The following is a 16756-nucleotide window of genomic DNA, read 5'->3' on the forward strand; positions in this document are numbered from 1 at the left end:
AAGTCAGTCGTAACCGCTTACATTTTGTGATTGATTTCGTTTTATACTACAGGTGTAGGAGGCCTCTACTATGCAACTGAATGAAAAAAGTAAACGAATCTTAAATGTCATCTTGCATGAAAAGCAAATGACACTAGACACCTTGACGATGATGCTTCCATATTCTCGACGGACAGTCGAATATGAATTGGAACGTATACAAGAATGGCTCGTCGGAAACGGACTATCGAATTTGAAGATGGACGGAACAAAAATAGAATTGACCGTGACAGAGGCGCTAATCGAGCAAGTCGAGCGCGCCGAATTAGTCTGGTCAGAAGAAGAACGAGAGCTTGTCATCACGCTATTCGCGATGACCCAAGTCGAATTTCTATCCAGTTTTCATTTTCAGCACCTATTAGATGTTTCCAAGTATACGGTCCAAGAAAGTTTGAACACCGTTAAAAAGCAGGCGGCCCAATTCGGGATTGATTTTTCTTATACGAGGAAAGAAGGATATCGGTTCAACGGTCATCTCCAAACGGTCGCATTATACGTGTACCGAACAATTGAACAATTGCTTGAGAAGTCAACGTTCGCTCAATTACTCGATTTATGTTTCGATTCTTGGCAAGTTGAGTTTATGGAACGGATCGGACAGATTGAACATTTTGAAAACTTGAATCAGTTTCAGTTTGTCGAAAGCCATCGTGAAAAATTAGCATATTTTCTGATGATTGGGTCTAGGTTATCACCTGACGCATATGTTCAAGATGACGATTCCTGGTTGACAGAAAAAGTCGATGCATCAATCCGAGACAATTTTGAAGATGTTCCACAGCTGTGGGAGACATTGATGATGTTAATTCAAGGTGGTTCAAAAGTGTCGGAAGAAATGGATGAGCTGGTACAGCAAAATCTTGCGTCTATCATGATTGAGGTGATTGAGCGCTTTGAAGGTTTGAGTTGTACACGTGTAATCGAACGCGAAGCGTTATGTGAAAAACTAGTCCTCCATGCGAAAGCGACGCTCAATCGTGTCCATACCGAAATTATGCCGTCAGATGAATTGGAACGATATGTGATGAAGGAGCACCGTGTATTAAATGTAATTGTCGACCGCTCTCTCGACCCGATTCGAGACCAAATTCAGACGAAAATTCCAAGTTCAGAAGTCATGTATTTCACTCTTCATTTTGCGGCCCATCTTCATCAACAGGGGCAACATCTAGATGAAAAAATGAAAGCGATTGTCGTATGTCCAAGCGGAATTAGCGTTTCGCATATGCTCGATCACATTTTGAAAAATCAATTTCCGGACTTTGTATTTCTGCCACCAATTTCGCAAAGGGATGTCTTGGAGTTTGCACCGCTTGTCGATTTGATTTTTACGACGGTGCCATTGCCGCTAGCGGTTCAACAACAAGCACACGTGACGCTTGTTCCGACACTACCGACAAGGCTAGAACAGCTTGCCTTAAAGCGCCAAATCCAACAGCGCTTCATCGCAAATGGGAGCGTCGCCCGAATGGAAGTCGCAGATATTCTCGAAGTGGTGAAGAAATATGCAACAATCCATCAAGAAGCGCAACTAAGAAAAGAATTGAAACATCTGCTACAAGATGAACCGATGAAAGATGAATGGAAAGGGGGACAACCCGTGCTAAATCAACTCGTAACAAAAAAAGAAATCCAACTTGACGATCAAGTATCGGATTGGCAGGAGTCCATTCGTCTCGCGGCCAAACCACTTGTTGATAATGGAACGATCGAATCTCGTTATGTTGAGACGATGATTGAGAACGTCATAGAACATGGTCCGTATATCGTGCTCATGCCACAAATTGCAATCCCTCATGCGAGGCCGGAAGATGGTGTAAATCACCTTGGGATGAGTGTGCTGAAGTTAACAAAACCTGTATTCTTTCCTGGAGAGAAACCGGTTCGTGCTTTCTTTGTCCTAGCGGCAATCGATCAAACGACTCATTTAAAAGCCCTTGCACAGTTGACCGAGCTATTAGGAAATGAACAGGACGTGTCACTTCTTTTAGAAGCAGACACTGTAGACGATATTGTTGAGGTACTCAATCGCTATTCAGAGGAGGAAGAATAATGAAAAAGATTTTAGTGGTATGCGGTAATGGATTAGGCTCGAGCTTTATCATGGAATTGAACGTAAAAAAAGCACTCGAACAAATGGGGAAAGAGGCGGATGTCTCTCATACAGACCTGGCGACGGCACGAACTGAACCAGCAGATATTTATCTCGGAGCTCAGGATATCATCGGAACGTTAGATGATGGTTCAAAAGAAATCGTCGCACTCGAGAACGTGATGAATATTGAAGAAATTAAATCAAAACTAGATGGAAAAGTTTAAGATAGATGAAATTTTATTAGGGGGGGAACGCTCATGCTTGATTTGATTATGCGAGATATATTGGGGACACCTGCCATACTGGTTGGACTGTTCGCTTTGATTGGGCTCGTTCTACAGAAGAAAGATATTGCTTCAATCGTCTCTGGTACATTGAAGACAATCATGGGGTTTGTGATTATCGGGGCAGGTGCCGGCGTCATCATAGCGGCACTAGACATATTCGGACAGATGTTTGACGAAGCGTTCAGTATCCGAGGGGTCATTCCGAACAACGAAGCGATCGTTGCGGTTGCGCAAGATGCGTTTGGTGTCGAAACGGCAATGATCATGGTGTTCGGTATGGTTATGAATATCGTGCTCGCACGTATCACGCCATTTAAATACATCTTCTTGACAGGTCACCATACGTTATTTATGGCAAGCTTACTAGCAGCAATTTTATCCGTATCAGGACTCGATGGTACGTTATTGATCATTGTCGGATCGGTATTGCTAGGACTCTGTATGGTCTTATTCCCGGCACTCCTTCAACCTTTTGTACGTCAAATTACTGGCTCTGACGATTTTGCAGTTGGACATTTCGGGTCACTCGGATACTTTGTTTCAGGGACAATCGGAAAATATGCGGGAAACAAAGAGCATTCAACCGAGCAGATTCAAGTACCGAAACAACTTGGTTTTTTACGTGATACGTCGGTAGCAGTTTCGTTGACGATGACCTTACTCTTCGTGGTCGTCGCAATCTTTGCCGGTCCTGCGTTCATTGAGACAGAATTATCAGATGGGTCGAACTATATCGTCTTCTCTATCATCCAAGCCATTACTTTTGCAGCGGGCGTGTATATCGTACTTGCGGGGGTTCGCATGTTGATTGCCGAAATCGTACCTGCCTTTAAAGGGATTGCTGATAAGATGGTTCCGAACGCAAAACCTGCGCTCGATTGTCCGACAGTTTTCCCGTTTGCACCAAACGCTGTCATTATTGGATTTCTTGCAAGTTTTGCCGCTGGATTATTTTCGATGTTTCTATTACCGTTGTTTGGTTTGGCGGTCATCGTCCCGGGTCTCGTACCTCACTTCTTTACAGGAGCGACAGCGGGAGTATTCGGGAACGCTACGGGTGGACGTCGAGGAGCGATTCTTGGATCGATTGCTAACGGAATTCTGATTAGTTTCTTACCGGCTTTGTTACTTCCGCTATTAGGGAACTTAGGTTTTGAAAGTACGACGTTTGGAGACTCTGACTTTGCTATTGTGGGCATTCTAGTCAGTTGGCTCGTTTCATTGTTCTCATAATGTGAAAAATGAGGTCTTTCTCCCATATGGAGACAAGACCTCATTTTTTTACGCGTTCGAAGCGAGTTTGATTTTTTGTCGTTTCATCTTGTGTAGTAACCAAGCATAGAGGACTTCACAAGAATTGTGAGGAAGGATCAGCTCCACCAAAGGGTGAGCGTGACCAAATATAGTGAAGCGCGAATGGTCTTCGTCGAGCAGAGAGACTTGAATATCCGTCGCATCCTGTAGTGAAATGCGCTGTTCTCCTGCGTGAGCATCTTTAAGTTTCAGCATTTTTCCATTCGTCGCAAACTTGGTGAACGATGAGACTCCTTGTACTTTCAGTTGTTCCATTTCGTGTATCTATCCATCGCGTGATGAATAGATTTTCACCTCGCTTTCTCTATATTGCCTTCCATTCCTCCAGAAGGTTATTCCTAGTATAACGCCTCGTTCGAAAAAGAAAAGTGTTAATTTAACAAAAAATTAAGACAATTTGTTATCAATTTTTAAGAATAGCGTTCAACCCTGTCTAGCATAGGAATAAGGTTGAAACAATCGGTCTGAAAATAACAAAAAAGAACCCCGTTTTCAGAGGTTCGCATCTATTGGTTACATGTATGACCTTATAATCGCTCAATCTGCCATGTACGACGGCGATACAACAACTGTCCTTTTAAGGCGATGGATTCTTTCTTCGCATCGAAGTCCTCTTCAAGAACGGACATGTCTTCATAGCGACCCGCTACATAGAATGAGATGACGATTTGGCGATTGAACAAACTGCGTTTCGTATGATCGAAATCGATGATCAGACCTTGAGGTGCCAACTCGAGTAATTCATCAATGACAGGAAGTGGAATCGGAACAAAACTGATGTTACGAATATCACGATCAAGTTTACTTTGCAACATGTTTTGAACGAAACGATTGATTGTCGACCAATCGCGAATATAAAGACTGCTATGTCGATCGTTTGCTTCATTGAAGAACACAATCTCATTATCGAGCGAATCCAAGAACGGCTTCTTGATTCCGCGTTCCATATGACTTAAAAACAAGATTTCTGCAATTTCATGATCGGACAGAGTTTCGAGCGTGTTGTAGTCCGGAAAATCGATCGCTGTGAATGTTGTTTGGTTATTCAAATACTTAGACGAGAACGAAGATAGTTCATGCGCTTCAATATAACGAAAACGCGACCTCGAGGATTGTCTCATCCCTTTGATATCCGTTCGACAAATAATCATCGGTCTCGTCACGGAAAGCGCTTCTGTTACATCCGCCAACGTCACACCATGGAGTGTGAAGCGTTGGACGTCCCGGTCTTGCTTCAAATAAAAGAGTTGTTTTGACATATGGTATCCCCTCAGTTTGACATACTACGATTATAGTAGCAAAAACACATGCTTTCCGCCATCTTGAGACGGTACCAGAGGGTTGAGTTCGATACATTTGGGAAAATAGAAGTATAATTGAGGAAACGAATAGGAAAGGCGGGTTCCACATGTGGGGATTAAAACGGAGTTTTCCTGAGCTCGCTACGCCCCGGTTTATCCTGCGAGAGCTAGAACCGCGTGATGCTAGAGCACTATATACCATTCTATCCACTGAGGAAGTGATGCGATATTATGGGTCGGACCCGTTGCTTGCCGTCTATGAGGCGAAGAACGTGATCGCTTACTTTAAAGATCAATTTCAGCAAGGGAAGGCCATTCGCTGGGCGATATGCGATCGGATGACGAATGAATTGGTTGGAACGATTGGATTCCATAATTGGACGCCCCAATATTATCGCGCCGAAATCGGGTTTGAGGTTTCCCCTCACTATTGGAGACAAGGGGTGGCTTTCGAAGCCGCTTCAGCTGTCATTCAATACGGTTTTGAAGAATTCAAGTTTCATCGAATCTCTGCGTTGGTCGCACCAGGGAATGAAGGGTCGAATCGTCTCGTTCAAAAATTGGGATTTATTGAAGAGGGACTTCTACAAGATTATGCATATAGCCATGGTCGATTCATGGATTTGACTATGTATCGGCTACTCAAAACAGAATGGGAAGAAAAGGAGCACTCGATGATATGAAAGCACTCGTATTGTTACATGGGTTGTGCGGTTCTCCAAAGTACTTTGAACAATTGGAACCGTTATTGAATGCCGAAGTCCACACGCTCACATTACCCGGTCATGCTAGGACGGACGTGGGGCCGGAAACGATGGATCATTTTGCGGACTGGGTCATCGAAGAAATTCGTCTTCGAGGCCTTGAGCGTCCCCTTGTATGTGGGCATTCTTTCGGAGGCTACGTGACGACTAACCTCGTGCGTCGCTATGGAACAGAAATATCAGGATTTGTATTGATTCACTCGACGGCTGCCGCGGATACAGAAGCAGCGCGGGAGAAGCGAAACGGTGCCATTCATCAAGTCATCGAAGAAGGGGTCGAGCCGTTTATTGACGGAATGATTCCAAATGTCTTCTCAAGTGATTCCGACCCGGCGCTCGTTCAACAAGCGATTGCAATCGGATATGAGATGACGGTCGAGGGAATCGTGAACGCGCAACAGGCGATCCGGGATCGTGAAGACGAAGTGGACACCGTCGAAACGACTCACCTCCCCGGCCTATTCATTTACGGCTCAAAAGACCCGAATATGAATGAGGAGCGGGCGTTTTTAGGTGCGTCACGACATACTAAAGCAATCGTTCCGTTCAGTCATATGGGGATGATGGAGTCCCCTGAAGAAGAAGCAAAAATCATGAACGAATGGATGCAGGAGGTGGATCATGGAAAAGTATAAGTTAATCGCTATGTCAGGAAGTCTTAGAAAGAAATCTTTTAATACCGCTCTTTTGCATTCGATCATTGAACTGGCTCAAGATGATTTCGACATTGAAGTCGTCTCCATCGAACTTCCACTGTTCAATGATGATTTGATTGATCCAGATGAACCAGAGGTTGTGGCTACTTTGAAGCAAGTCGTTCGGGAAGCTGATGGATTATTGATTGTCACCCCCGAATATAACCATAGCATCCCGGGCGTCCTAAAGAATGCGATCGACTGGCTTTCGCTCGAGCCAGGGACGCCACTTCGGGATAAACCGGTCATGATCGCCGGGGCCTCGCCTGGCATACTTGGAACCGCCAGATGCCAAATCCATCTCCGACAAGTATTTGCCACAAATCGTGCAAATGTTTTACCGGGAAATGAAATTTTCATCACGCATTGTAAAGAAAAGATTGATGATAGTGGGTTGCACGATGAGAAGTCGATTAATCAAATTAACAAAACATTATCGGAATATCGTAAATGGATAGAATTTTGGAAGCGTAACACAAAAAATTAACTTGAAGTCGCTCATGTTGTTTGATAGAAAGGAATTGTGAAAACAAACACAAGAGGAGCGACACCAAAATGGAAACTTACATCGAACTGTACAATGGCGGCGAATTAGGTGATCGGGCGGTAATGAACGATGGGATGACATTTGGACGAATGACGATTGTTGAATTGTTCTATCAATCCAATCATATTTTTGGTTACGTGAAAGAAGATGGTGAAAAACGTTTCTTCCTTGAACCGATTTCAGAGGACGACACATTTACTGTGGATGGGACGACGTATTCACTCCAACAGTTTATCGCGTTGTTTTAAGTAAAATAGAGGATTGATCGAACGCAAGCGACTCGCTTGCGTTTTTTTGTCATTTTCGTCACGATGAAAAGTGAGGTGATGAGGATGAAACTAGTAGCAATCGAACCGACACCAAGTCCGAATAACTTGAAAATCATTGTGGACCCTCCGTTCGAAGGGAGAGGCATAACGTACGATAAAGCGAGTACGGATGCCCCAGCCATCATTCAAGAAATCATTGGGCTTCGAGGCGTCAAATCCGTTTACGCCGTGTCTGATTTTCTCGCTGTCGAGCGACATCCGAAACATGATTGGCATGACGTCATGAATGAAATCCGACGGGCGTTCGGGGAACAAGTTGAGGAAGTCGAATCCACAAAGATGGATACGGACTATGAACCAGTCCATGTATCCGTCCAGTTCGTGCTCGATGTACCGATGCAATTAAAACTCGTCAAAGGGGACGAAGAAAAACGAATCGGGCTGTCGAAACGATTTGTCGATGCAGCGATGGAAGTTCAAGCACAAGTGAAGAATGTCATTCAAGACCGTCGTTGGGTAGAGCAAGCCCCACGCTATGGTGAATTGGATGAAGTCAGTGTCATCGCGCAAGAAGAATTGGAAGCGGCGTATCCTGAAGAGCGCATCGAACGGATCGTGGCCCGTGCGTTTGGTCGTGAAGCAGATTTTGAGGCAAACGCGAACCATTTGCAGTCGGAAAATTGGAAAGATCGGATGGCATTCCTGGATGAACTCGAAATCCATCATGAGAATATGCCCTATTTCCGTCGTGCCTTGGAAGATTCCGTGATGGCAATTCGTCGACAAGCGGTCGTCATGATCGGGATGTTTGAAGAACGACGTGAGGAATATGTCACATATATTGAACAAGCTTTAGTGGACGCTTCTCCTATTGTGCGACGAACAGCTGGGGATACGGTCTCCGATTGGGCATTACCTCAGTCACAACCTTCAATGATTGAGGCGCTGAAAGATAAAAACAAACTCGTACGTTGGCGAGCGGCTCGTTTCTTATTCGATTGTGGAGATGAACGGGCTGTACCTGCCTTGTCAATCGCGGAGGAAGATCGCGAGTTCGAGGTCTCTTTACAAGCGCGACTTGCGAAAGAGCGGATCACGAGCGGCGAGACAGCACTCGGGACGGTATGGCAACAAATTTCGAACCGCTCGAAATGAGGTTTCGTTCGACATGTGTCGAATCATTTTGATTTACAATTTAAGGTAAAGAGGAGCATCTGCATTGCGGATTGCTCCTTTTTTTCACAAAAACACATGCACATTTCCCCAATTGACTAACATTTGATGTAAACGTTTCGACAATAGGTAAAATGTCATTGTTATGCTGTCGAACGATAGGACATATATCTTGGTTTCAGATTGGTACACTAGATTTATCACAGATGAACAAAGGAGCCATACTTATGATATTGTTTGCAGAAACGCCTGAACTTGTAGCTTATAAGGAAGTAGTAGGAGAAACGATGGTCGTCACGTTTGAATCGATGCACAGTGAGACGTTCTCTGTCACGGCTCAAGTCCGGTCTGATCTCGATATCGCAGATTCATTGTTCATGACCGGTTGGCAACAATACATGGAACAAACTAAAGTTTCGTAAAAAAGGTAAATAATATAAGGGAAATCATTACAAACGTCTGCACATTGTATACACTAGTGCTATAGACGTTTTTTATTTTGTTGAGGAGAGTGGGATCCATGAAGAAAACTTGGTTGCTCGCCGTAGTGACGGCAATCTTATTAGTCGTAGCGGGATGTGGGAAAGAAGAGGCGAAACCGAGTCAAGTAAACAGTGATTCGTCTGAACCACCGGCTCCATTGACGCTCGACACGGAAATGGCATACGATTCAGTAGCCCAAGCATTATCAGCAACAATCAAAATGACGAACCCAAATGAGGAAGCCGTGGATGTGACATTCAATACGTCACAGCGCTATCAGTTGATTATCAAACAAGGTGACAAAATCGTGTTTGATTATGGTAGCGAATTTATGTTCACGGAATCGATTATCGAAGAAAAGTGGGCAGCGGATGAACAAAAGATCTTCGATGAGGTCTTCCTGTTAGATGAATTAGAGGCTGGCGAATATTCGGTCGAAGTGATTGGGCTCGGTCAAGTTGATGGGGCACCTGAAATTGCTGTGACAGATGAGACGACGTTCACGGTTGAATCTGCTGCAACAGAAACTCCGGATGAAGGTACATCAGAAACACCGGAAGAAACACCAGCAACAGAGCCGCAATCGGACGGTGCGTTCCGCGATGTACAAATTGATTTGAATGACACGATGATTCAAGTGAGCGGGTATACGGATGAAGTCGAGTTCGAGTGGTCTGTGTCAGACGGACACAATATTTACGCTCAAGGCGCAGCCGAAGTGACCGGCGGTGGCTTCACGTTTGGGGTATTGCTCGATGAAGCACCGGCGAAAGATCAACCGTTGTTCTTAGAAATGACACCAATCGGTGGAGAGGTCACATCATTTAAAGTTCAATAAAGCCATGGCGGAAACTGTTGTTTCCGTCTTTCTTTTTGAGACGCTAGTTGACGGGGTATAAGGATTATCAGACAATAAAGCAAAATGAGAGCATAGTGGGAGGGCAATCCATGCAACAACATATCATTGAATCAACACATGTCAAACCGACCATCAACCCGAAAGAAGAAATTCGTCAACGCATCGACTTTTTGAAAGCATATGTGAAACGAGCCGGTGCGAAAGGACTCGTCCTAGGTATCTCAGGTGGGCAAGACTCAAGCCTTGCCGGAAAGCTATGTCAACTCGCCATGGAAGAGCTTCGTGAAGAAACGGGTGGCGAGTATACATTTTATGCGATCAGATTGCCATATGGTGAGCAACACGATGAGCATGACGCGCAACTTGCGCTTGAGTTCATTCGTCCGGACAAATCGTTCACTGTCAACATTAAGCCTGCTGTTGACGCATCGGTTGAAGCGTTTAACCGTGCAACGGGTCTCGAATTGAGTGACTTCCATAAAGGGAATACGAAGGCACGTGAGCGGATGAAGGCACAATACGATATCGCGGCAACATTCGGTGCCCTTGTGGTCGGAACGGATCATGCTGCGGAATATGTGACAGGATTTTATACAAAACACGGTGACGGAGCTTGTGACCTCACACCGTTGACCGGTTTGAACAAACGTCAAGGGAAAGCACTTCTCCATGAACTTGAAGCGCATGAGCGTGTGATTTATAAGGTGCCGACGGCTGACCTTGAAGATGGTCGCCCTGGACTTCCTGACGAAGTCGCACTCGGTATGACGTATGATCAGCTGGACGACTATTTGGAAGGGAAGACAATCGACCCAACAATCGCCGAGCGAATCGAGACAATTTTTAAACGTTCACGCCACAAGCATCACATGCCTGCCTCGTTGTACGACGAATGGTGGCAATGAAAAAAGGAGGAGCTGTCTCGAGACAGCTTCTCCTTTGTTGTCTTACGCTTTCTTAAGCGGTACGAACTGAACGATCAGGATGCAGGTAAAGGCGATAAAACTGAGGAGTGGGATGGTGACGAATCCAAAATAGTTGACCCAACGAATCAGGCAGTCGTTCGTACAGAAGGCTTCACCGTTCGGGATACGTTCTAAAATAACGTGATACAGACTGATACACCATCCGGCACCGGCCATAATCCCTACGAACAAGCGGTTGACGTCTCGTGCAGTCAACATGATAGTCAAGTAGTAGATGGCTAGTGGATACATAAAGATGCGTTGGAACCAACACAACTTACAAGGTAAAAAGAGCATGATCTCTGAAAAATAAAGGCTGCCGAGCGTCGCGACGGTCGCAACGATAAAGGCGAAATGATGACGTTGCATCAGATTTCCTCCTAACAATCAAATTGATGATTAAACATGATATGATACATTGAAACAAATACTTATTCAGTATACAATCTTTCAAACGATAGAGAAACAGGTGACGTGATGCAAGTTTCGGAAGTAGAAGTGTTAATTATTCTTGCGGAAGAATTGAATATGCGGAAAGCAGCCGAGCGGTTGTTTGTCTCACAACCAGCGCTCAGTCAACGGCTCGTGACCATCGAACATCAGTGGGGAAAGAAGATTTTCGTTCGCTCCACAAGAGGGCTCGCATTGACGCCAGATGGGGAGAAAATCATCGAGTTCGCCAAAAAGATGTACAGCGAAGAACAAGAACTGAGGGGTGAACTGACTGCCAACCAAGGGGAAGTGTACGGGACGTTGAAAATTGCCGTCGCCTCTATCATGGGACAATATTGGTTACCCAAGGTATTGAAGACGTTCGTTGAACGCTATCCGTCTGTCCGTGTCAAATTGGTCACCGGATGGTCGAGCGAAATGATGCGTTATATGCTCGAAGAGAATTTTCATATCGGAATCATTCGAGGGAATCCTGATTGGCGAGGAGAACGGATGAAGTTGTTCTCCGATTCCTTGCATTTGGTCGATCTAAAAATGACCGACCTCTCCCAACTAAAAAACAATGAGCGCTCGTTTATTCAATTCAAGAGTGACTCGACTTATTACCAGGAAATATTAGAGTGGTGGCAGGAACGGTTTTCGAGTCCACCTCTGACGACGCTGGTCGTCGATCAAATCGAGACATGCAAACAGATGGCGTTACACGGAATCGGGTTCGCGATTCTCCCTGAATCGACCATCAAAGATGTGAATGAGATGAATAAGATTCCATTGACGTCGTCGGGTGGTGTGCCACTCGTACGGGACACATGGATGCTTTCGACAGAATCGATGTTGGAGTTGGCGCAAGTTCAAGCGTTTTGGAAGATCGTTGAAGAAATTACGAAGGAGACTGAATGATGAATTGGGCAATTGAAGCGAGAAGACAGCTGCATTTAATTCCGGAAGCCGGATATGAAGAGTTCAAAACACAAGCGACACTTGAGCAATTGATTCGATCGCTCGATTCACCACGTGTTCACATCACACACTGGCGAACAGGTCTTTTCGTCCGGGTAGATGGTCTCGTCGGTGAGAAGACGATTGGATATCGAGCTGATATGGATGGACTGCCCATCACGGAAGAGACGGGGCTAGAATTCGCATCGATTCACGAAGGAATGATGCATGCATGCGGACATGATGTGCACATGTCGATCGCGCTTGGGTTAATTAAACGAGCGGTCGAGGAACCGCTTAACCATCACCTTGTCGTCTTTTTCCAACCGGCCGAAGAGGGCCCGGGAGGAGCCGAACCGATGGCGAAATCAGAATTGTTCTATCACTTCCGGCCGGATGCACTGTTCGGCTTGCATGTCGCGCCTGAATATCCTGTCGGCATGGTCGCTTCAAGACCGGGCGTGTTGTTTGCGAGTGCGCGAGAGCTTCATATCACCATTCATGGAAAAGGGGGGCATGGTGCTTTCCCTCACGCAGGGATTGACGCTGTTATCGTTCAGGCCGCCCTCATCATGCAACTGCAAACGATTGTGTCACGGAACATTGACCCGATGGGAAGTGCGGTCGTCAGTATCGGAAAAGTCGCAGCAGGAACGAAAGAAAATATCATCGCTGATACGGCCAAATTGGATGGGACGGTCCGTGCATTGTCCGACAAAGAAATGGTCGTGCTTGAAAGCCGGATTCGTCAAATCATTGCCGGTGTCGAGATGACGTATAACGTTCAGATTGACCTTGAATTTGGTAATCGCTATCACGAGGTCGTCAATGACGAACGTTACCTCTATCAATTCGAGGAAGCGGTGGAAGAGGTCGGCTATTCTTATAAAACGTGTGTCCCTGCCATGACGGGTGAAGATTTTGGATATATGTTGAAACAGGTCCCTGGATTCATGGTTTGGTTAGGCGTAAACGATATGGGATCAGGACTTCATCAATCGACACTCAACCCGGATGAACGTTCGATTGAAGTAGCCATCGATTTATTCGACCACTACTTCCGTAATGTCATGATTCAATAACATGAAGCGGTCTCGATTGAGTCCGCTTTTAGTGTGCCCGAAAAGGAGTGAACGAGGGTGAAAAAGGGAAAGATTTATTCATGTAAAGCGACGATTTTGTGGCGATTGCTCAAATGTGAACATTTTGCGAACTCGAGCATTGAGACATTACAGCGCAATATAAAATCATTATGATGTAAGTATCGAAGGGTATTCATCTGTGATTGTCGTTTCATACATGGGTTCGAAGCGATAGAGAGAGATAGGAGGTAATCAATAGATGTTTCAAGATCCTGTCCTGATGAGTCGAGCATTGACGGCACTCACATTAGGTTTTCATGTGATTTTTGCCACACTCGGCGTCGGGGTTCCACTTTTAATTTTATTGGCAGAATTTTTAGGAATACGTAAAAAAGACCCGAAATACACGCTCATGGCTCGCCGTTGGTCGCGTGGCTATGTCGTGACGGTAGCAGTTGGGGTTGTGACAGGTACGGCCATCGGTCTGCAGCTTTCACTTCTCTGGCCGAATTTGATGCGCGTTGCGGGTCAAACGATTGCGCTCCCGCTTTTCATGGAAACGTTCGCCTTCTTCTTTGAAGCGATTTTCCTTGGTATTTACTTGTACACGTGGGATCGATTTAAAAATCCGTGGCACCACATGCTTCTCGGGATACCGGTTGCAGTCGGTGCATTGTTCTCAGGGTTCTTTATCACAACGGTAAACAGTTTTATGAACCAGCCTGTAGGGTTTGATATTGTCGATGGTCGATTGGCAAATGTCAGCCCACTCGAGGCGATGTTCAGTCCGGCTATGCCGACTAAAATGGCACACGTGTTGACTTCAGCTATTTTAACATCCGCGTTCATTCTAGCTGCGATTGCAGCCGTTCAGTTGTTACGTCAACGTCGAAATCAACTCGACAAGATGTCGATTGAATATCACAAGAAAGGTCTCCGTCTGACGATGACGGTCGCTTTGATCTTTGCGATTGCGACAGCGCTCGTCGGTGACTTCTCAGGTAAATATTTGGCTCAGTACCAACCAGATAAATTAGCCGCGGCAGAATGGCATTTCGAAACCTCCTCCGAGGCTGAATTGATTTTGGGTGGATGGTTAGAAGATGATGGTCAAGGTGGCTATGAAGTCCGAGGCGCCTTGAAGATTCCTTACGCGCTCTCTATTCTTGCAGGTGGAGTCCCGAACTACGAGGTGACGGGTCTCAATGAGTTTGCGAAAAAAGATCAACCGCCGCTCTTCGTTCACTATCTATTTGATGCGATGGTCGGAATTGGGATGCTTCTCGCACTCATCTCCTTCCTGTTTGTACTCGGCCGCTATATTAAACGTTTGAACCAGTTCAGCAAGCCGATGCTCTTTGCGATTGCAGCCGGTGGACCGCTAGCCATGGCAGCGATTGAGTTTGGGTGGTTCTTCGCTGAATTTGGTCGTCAACCTTGGGCGTTATATGAGTTAATGCGTACGAGTGAGGCAGCTACGACTTCAGCGAACGTCGGTTGGATGCTTGTCGCTTTCGCGATCCTCTACGCGGTACTTGGAACAGTGACTGTGGTTGTCCTATCACGCCTGTTCAAAGAGAATCCGGTAGGGAAAGAACTAAAACAATCCGAGCATCGTGGTGAAGCGATGTTTGCGGATGAAGTGTGATCGGAGGGTATGACATGCAAATTCAAGAATTAGGGATTGCCGTCTTATGGACGTTCCTATACGGCTATCTCATCGTCGCATCGATTGACTTCGGTGCAGGCTTCTTCGCTTTCTATAGCCGCTATACGAAACGTGATCACTTAGTGAACCGACTCGTCAAACGGTATTTGTCACCGACATGGGAAGTGACGAACGTATTCTTCGTTTTCTTCTTTGTCGGGATTGTCGGATTCTTTCCGGACACCGCTTATTACTATGGTACGGCATTGCTCGTTCCAGCGTCTGTCGTGTTAATTCTGCTTGCGATTCGTGGTAGTTTTTATGCGTTCGCTAACTATGGCTCAAAGGAAAGCACGCTCTATATGTTCCTTTATGGAGCGACGGGATTACTCATCCCAGCTTCGATGTCGACGGTACTGACTGTCAGCCAAGGAGGTTTCATCACGGAAACAGAGAACGGGGTCTTCTTTGACGGAGCGAAGTTGTTCACCAACTTCTACTCCTGGACGGTCGTCATCTTGGCGATTGTCTCCGTCCTCTATATTAGTGCCATGTTCCTCTTGTTCTACGCGGACAAGGCACGTGACCAAAATGCCGTAGAACTCGTTCGGAAATGGGCTCTATTCTGGAGCGTCCCGACGATTATCGCATCGGGTCTCGTCTTCTTTGGATTGAAGTCGCAAGCTGCGTGGCATTACGAAAGTATCCTAGGAGGGAACTGGTGGTGGTTTGCGATGAGCTTCTTGTTCTTCGTCATCGCCGTCTCCTTCGTGTATATGAAACGAAATTACGGGGTTGCCTTCTTGATGGTCATGGGACAGTTCTTCATGGCATGGTTCGGATACGGATATTCTCACTTACCTTACATCCTGTATCCGTACATCGACATTAATGGAAGTGTCGTCAACGAGTCGATGGCGGTGGCGCTTGTCATCGTGTTCATCTTAGGATTGCTCCTACTCGTTCCGGCACTCTACCTCTTGCTCCGTTTGTTCTTGTTTGACAACGACTACGTACGAGGGAAACGCTCGAGTGGAAAAGCATAATGGCGAGAACGGGATTTCCTTTATTTAAAGGGAATCCCGTTTTGTATTTTGTATAGAGTTTTGAAGTGGAATCAGTTACACTGAACGAAGAATCAAGAAGTGAACATGTGTAGGAAAGGGATGTAGCATCATGACAGGTGAATTTGCAGTCATCGGATTAGGACGATTTGGTGGGTCGATCGTCCGTGAATTGTCTTCAAATGGATATGACGTCCTCGCCATCGATTCAGATGAGGAGCGTGTCAATGAGTTTATGGGATTGGCAACCCATGCCGTGATCGCCGATACAACAGATGAAAATGTGTTGAAGAGTTTGGGGATTCGTAACTTTGAACATGTCATCGTCGCCATCGGGGAGAATATTCAAGCTTCTATTTTGACGACGTTGATTTTAAAGGAACTTGGTGTTCAAATCATCACGGTGAAAGCAACAAACGATTACCATGAAAAAGTACTTCGTCGAATTGGGGCAGACAATATCGTCCACCCGGAGCGTGACATGGGCGTTCGAATTGCGAATGGATTGATGAGCCAAAGTATCCTCGACTACCTCGAATTATCGAATGAACATTCGATTGTCGAAATAAAAGCATCGGACAAGTTATCTAACAAATCACTCATCGATTTGGACTTGCGGGCGAAGTACGGGGTGAACATCGTGGCGATTCGTCGCGATGATGATGTCCTGATTTCTCCTCAAGCGGATGAGATGATTTTATCGGAAGATATTTTGATTATCATCGGGAAGGATACCGATTTGGATAGACTAGAGCGTACACTTCGTTCGAGATAAAAAA

At 45.6% G+C, this 16756-nt stretch carries 19 protein-coding genes; 16 read left to right on the forward strand and 3 right to left on the reverse strand.

The features are described from left to right. Window positions 1-70 precede the first annotated feature (70 nt). The 3 genes from ACFO4U_RS01670 to ACFO4U_RS01680 are packed head-to-tail and all read left to right on the forward strand — an operon-like array spanning window position 71 to window position 3654. Window positions 71-2092, forward strand: a complete 2022-nt coding sequence (locus ACFO4U_RS01670) for a BglG family transcription antiterminator (RefSeq protein ID WP_074037401.1) — start codon at window positions 71-73, stop codon at window positions 2090-2092. Next, on the forward strand, window positions 2092-2358 hold the full coding sequence (locus ACFO4U_RS01675) for a PTS sugar transporter subunit IIB (RefSeq protein WP_074037399.1): 267 nt from the start codon (window positions 2092-2094) through the stop codon (window positions 2356-2358). Before ACFO4U_RS01670 ends, ACFO4U_RS01675 begins: the two co-directional genes overlap by 1 nt. 33 nt (window positions 2359-2391) lie before the next feature. Beyond that, window positions 2392-3654, forward strand: a complete 1263-nt coding sequence (locus ACFO4U_RS01680; RefSeq protein ID WP_074037398.1) for a PTS ascorbate transporter subunit IIC — start codon at window positions 2392-2394, stop codon at window positions 3652-3654. A 48-nt stretch (window positions 3655-3702) separates the two neighbouring features. Here the strand turns inward: ACFO4U_RS01680 and ACFO4U_RS01685 are convergent, their stop codons facing one another. After that, entirely contained in the window at window positions 3703-3990 is a 288-nt protein-coding gene (locus ACFO4U_RS01685) for a hypothetical protein (protein ID WP_074037396.1), read from the reverse strand. A 272-nt stretch (window positions 3991-4262) separates the two neighbouring features. Then, on the reverse strand, window positions 4263-4994 hold the full coding sequence (locus ACFO4U_RS01690; protein ID WP_074037395.1) for a hypothetical protein: 732 nt from the start codon (window positions 4992-4994) through the stop codon (window positions 4263-4265). A gap of 149 nt (window positions 4995-5143) precedes the next feature. Here ACFO4U_RS01690 and ACFO4U_RS01695 point away from each other — a divergent pair, with 149 nt between their 5' ends. The 8 genes from ACFO4U_RS01695 (at window position 5144) to nadE (ending at window position 10731) form a co-directional block, all read left to right on the forward strand. Further along, entirely contained in the window at window positions 5144-5719 is a 576-nt protein-coding gene (locus ACFO4U_RS01695; RefSeq protein WP_015881239.1) for a GNAT family N-acetyltransferase, read from the forward strand. Then, window positions 5716-6435: an alpha/beta fold hydrolase gene (locus ACFO4U_RS01700; protein WP_215244082.1), complete on the forward strand. Its 720-nt coding sequence runs from the start codon at window positions 5716-5718 to the stop codon at window positions 6433-6435. Before ACFO4U_RS01695 ends, ACFO4U_RS01700 begins: the two co-directional genes overlap by 4 nt. Beyond that, on the forward strand, window positions 6422-6982 hold the full coding sequence (locus tag ACFO4U_RS01705; protein ID WP_159562028.1) for an NADPH-dependent FMN reductase: 561 nt from the start codon (window positions 6422-6424) through the stop codon (window positions 6980-6982). Before ACFO4U_RS01700 ends, ACFO4U_RS01705 begins: the two co-directional genes overlap by 14 nt. Window positions 6983-7050: 68 nt before the next feature. Beyond that, window positions 7051-7290 carry a hypothetical protein gene (locus ACFO4U_RS01710; protein ID WP_015881242.1) on the forward strand — a complete coding sequence of 80 codons (240 nt, stop codon included), beginning with the start codon at window positions 7051-7053 and terminating at the stop codon, window positions 7288-7290. An 84-nt stretch (window positions 7291-7374) separates the two neighbouring features. Then, window positions 7375-8466 (forward strand): virulence factor, encoded by a 1092-nt coding sequence (locus ACFO4U_RS01715; protein ID WP_074037949.1) that lies wholly within the window; start codon window positions 7375-7377, stop codon window positions 8464-8466. A gap of 245 nt (window positions 8467-8711) precedes the next feature. Further along, window positions 8712-8906, forward strand: coding sequence for a hypothetical protein (locus tag ACFO4U_RS01720; protein ID WP_074037391.1), 195 nt, complete (start codon window positions 8712-8714; stop codon window positions 8904-8906). Between the two features lie 98 nt (window positions 8907-9004). Beyond that, window positions 9005-9805: a BsuPI-related putative proteinase inhibitor gene (locus tag ACFO4U_RS01725; RefSeq protein WP_214691104.1), complete on the forward strand. Its 801-nt coding sequence runs from the start codon at window positions 9005-9007 to the stop codon at window positions 9803-9805. A 110-nt stretch (window positions 9806-9915) separates the two neighbouring features. Further along, the gene (gene nadE / locus ACFO4U_RS01730) at window positions 9916-10731 is read left to right on the forward strand and encodes an ammonia-dependent NAD(+) synthetase (protein ID WP_074037388.1); all 816 of its coding nucleotides are present in this window, start codon (window positions 9916-9918) and stop codon (window positions 10729-10731) included. Window positions 10732-10773: 42 nt separating this feature from the next. Here nadE and ACFO4U_RS01735 read toward each other — a convergent pair whose 3' ends face one another. Beyond that, window positions 10774-11160: a disulfide bond formation protein B gene (locus tag ACFO4U_RS01735; RefSeq protein ID WP_159562030.1), complete on the reverse strand. Its 387-nt coding sequence runs from the start codon at window positions 11158-11160 to the stop codon at window positions 10774-10776. 108 nt (window positions 11161-11268) lie between these two features. On the opposite strand from ACFO4U_RS01735, the gene ACFO4U_RS01740 reads away from it, so the two are divergent. The 5 genes from ACFO4U_RS01740 (at window position 11269) to ACFO4U_RS01760 (ending at window position 16752) form a co-directional block, all read left to right on the forward strand. Continuing rightward, complete coding sequence (locus tag ACFO4U_RS01740; protein ID WP_074037386.1) at window positions 11269-12144, forward strand: LysR family transcriptional regulator; 876 nt, start codon at window positions 11269-11271, stop codon at window positions 12142-12144. Next, complete coding sequence (locus tag ACFO4U_RS01745) at window positions 12144-13265, forward strand: N-acetyldiaminopimelate deacetylase (protein ID WP_074037384.1); 1122 nt, start codon at window positions 12144-12146, stop codon at window positions 13263-13265. Before ACFO4U_RS01740 ends, ACFO4U_RS01745 begins: the two co-directional genes overlap by 1 nt. A 259-nt stretch (window positions 13266-13524) precedes the next feature. Further along, window positions 13525-14913 carry a cytochrome ubiquinol oxidase subunit I gene (locus ACFO4U_RS01750; protein WP_215244081.1) on the forward strand — a complete coding sequence of 463 codons (1389 nt, stop codon included), beginning with the start codon at window positions 13525-13527 and terminating at the stop codon, window positions 14911-14913. A gap of 14 nt (window positions 14914-14927) precedes the next feature. Further along, window positions 14928-15959, forward strand: a complete 1032-nt coding sequence (locus tag ACFO4U_RS01755) for a cytochrome d ubiquinol oxidase subunit II (protein WP_215244080.1) — start codon at window positions 14928-14930, stop codon at window positions 15957-15959. 130 nt (window positions 15960-16089) lie between these two features. Next, on the forward strand, window positions 16090-16752 hold the full coding sequence (locus ACFO4U_RS01760; protein ID WP_015881252.1) for a potassium channel family protein: 663 nt from the start codon (window positions 16090-16092) through the stop codon (window positions 16750-16752). Window positions 16753-16756 lie beyond the last annotated feature (4 nt).

It is taken from the genome of Exiguobacterium profundum, assembly GCF_042652865.1.
Taxonomy (GTDB): Bacteria; Bacillota; Bacilli; order Exiguobacteriales; family Exiguobacteriaceae; genus Exiguobacterium; species Exiguobacterium profundum.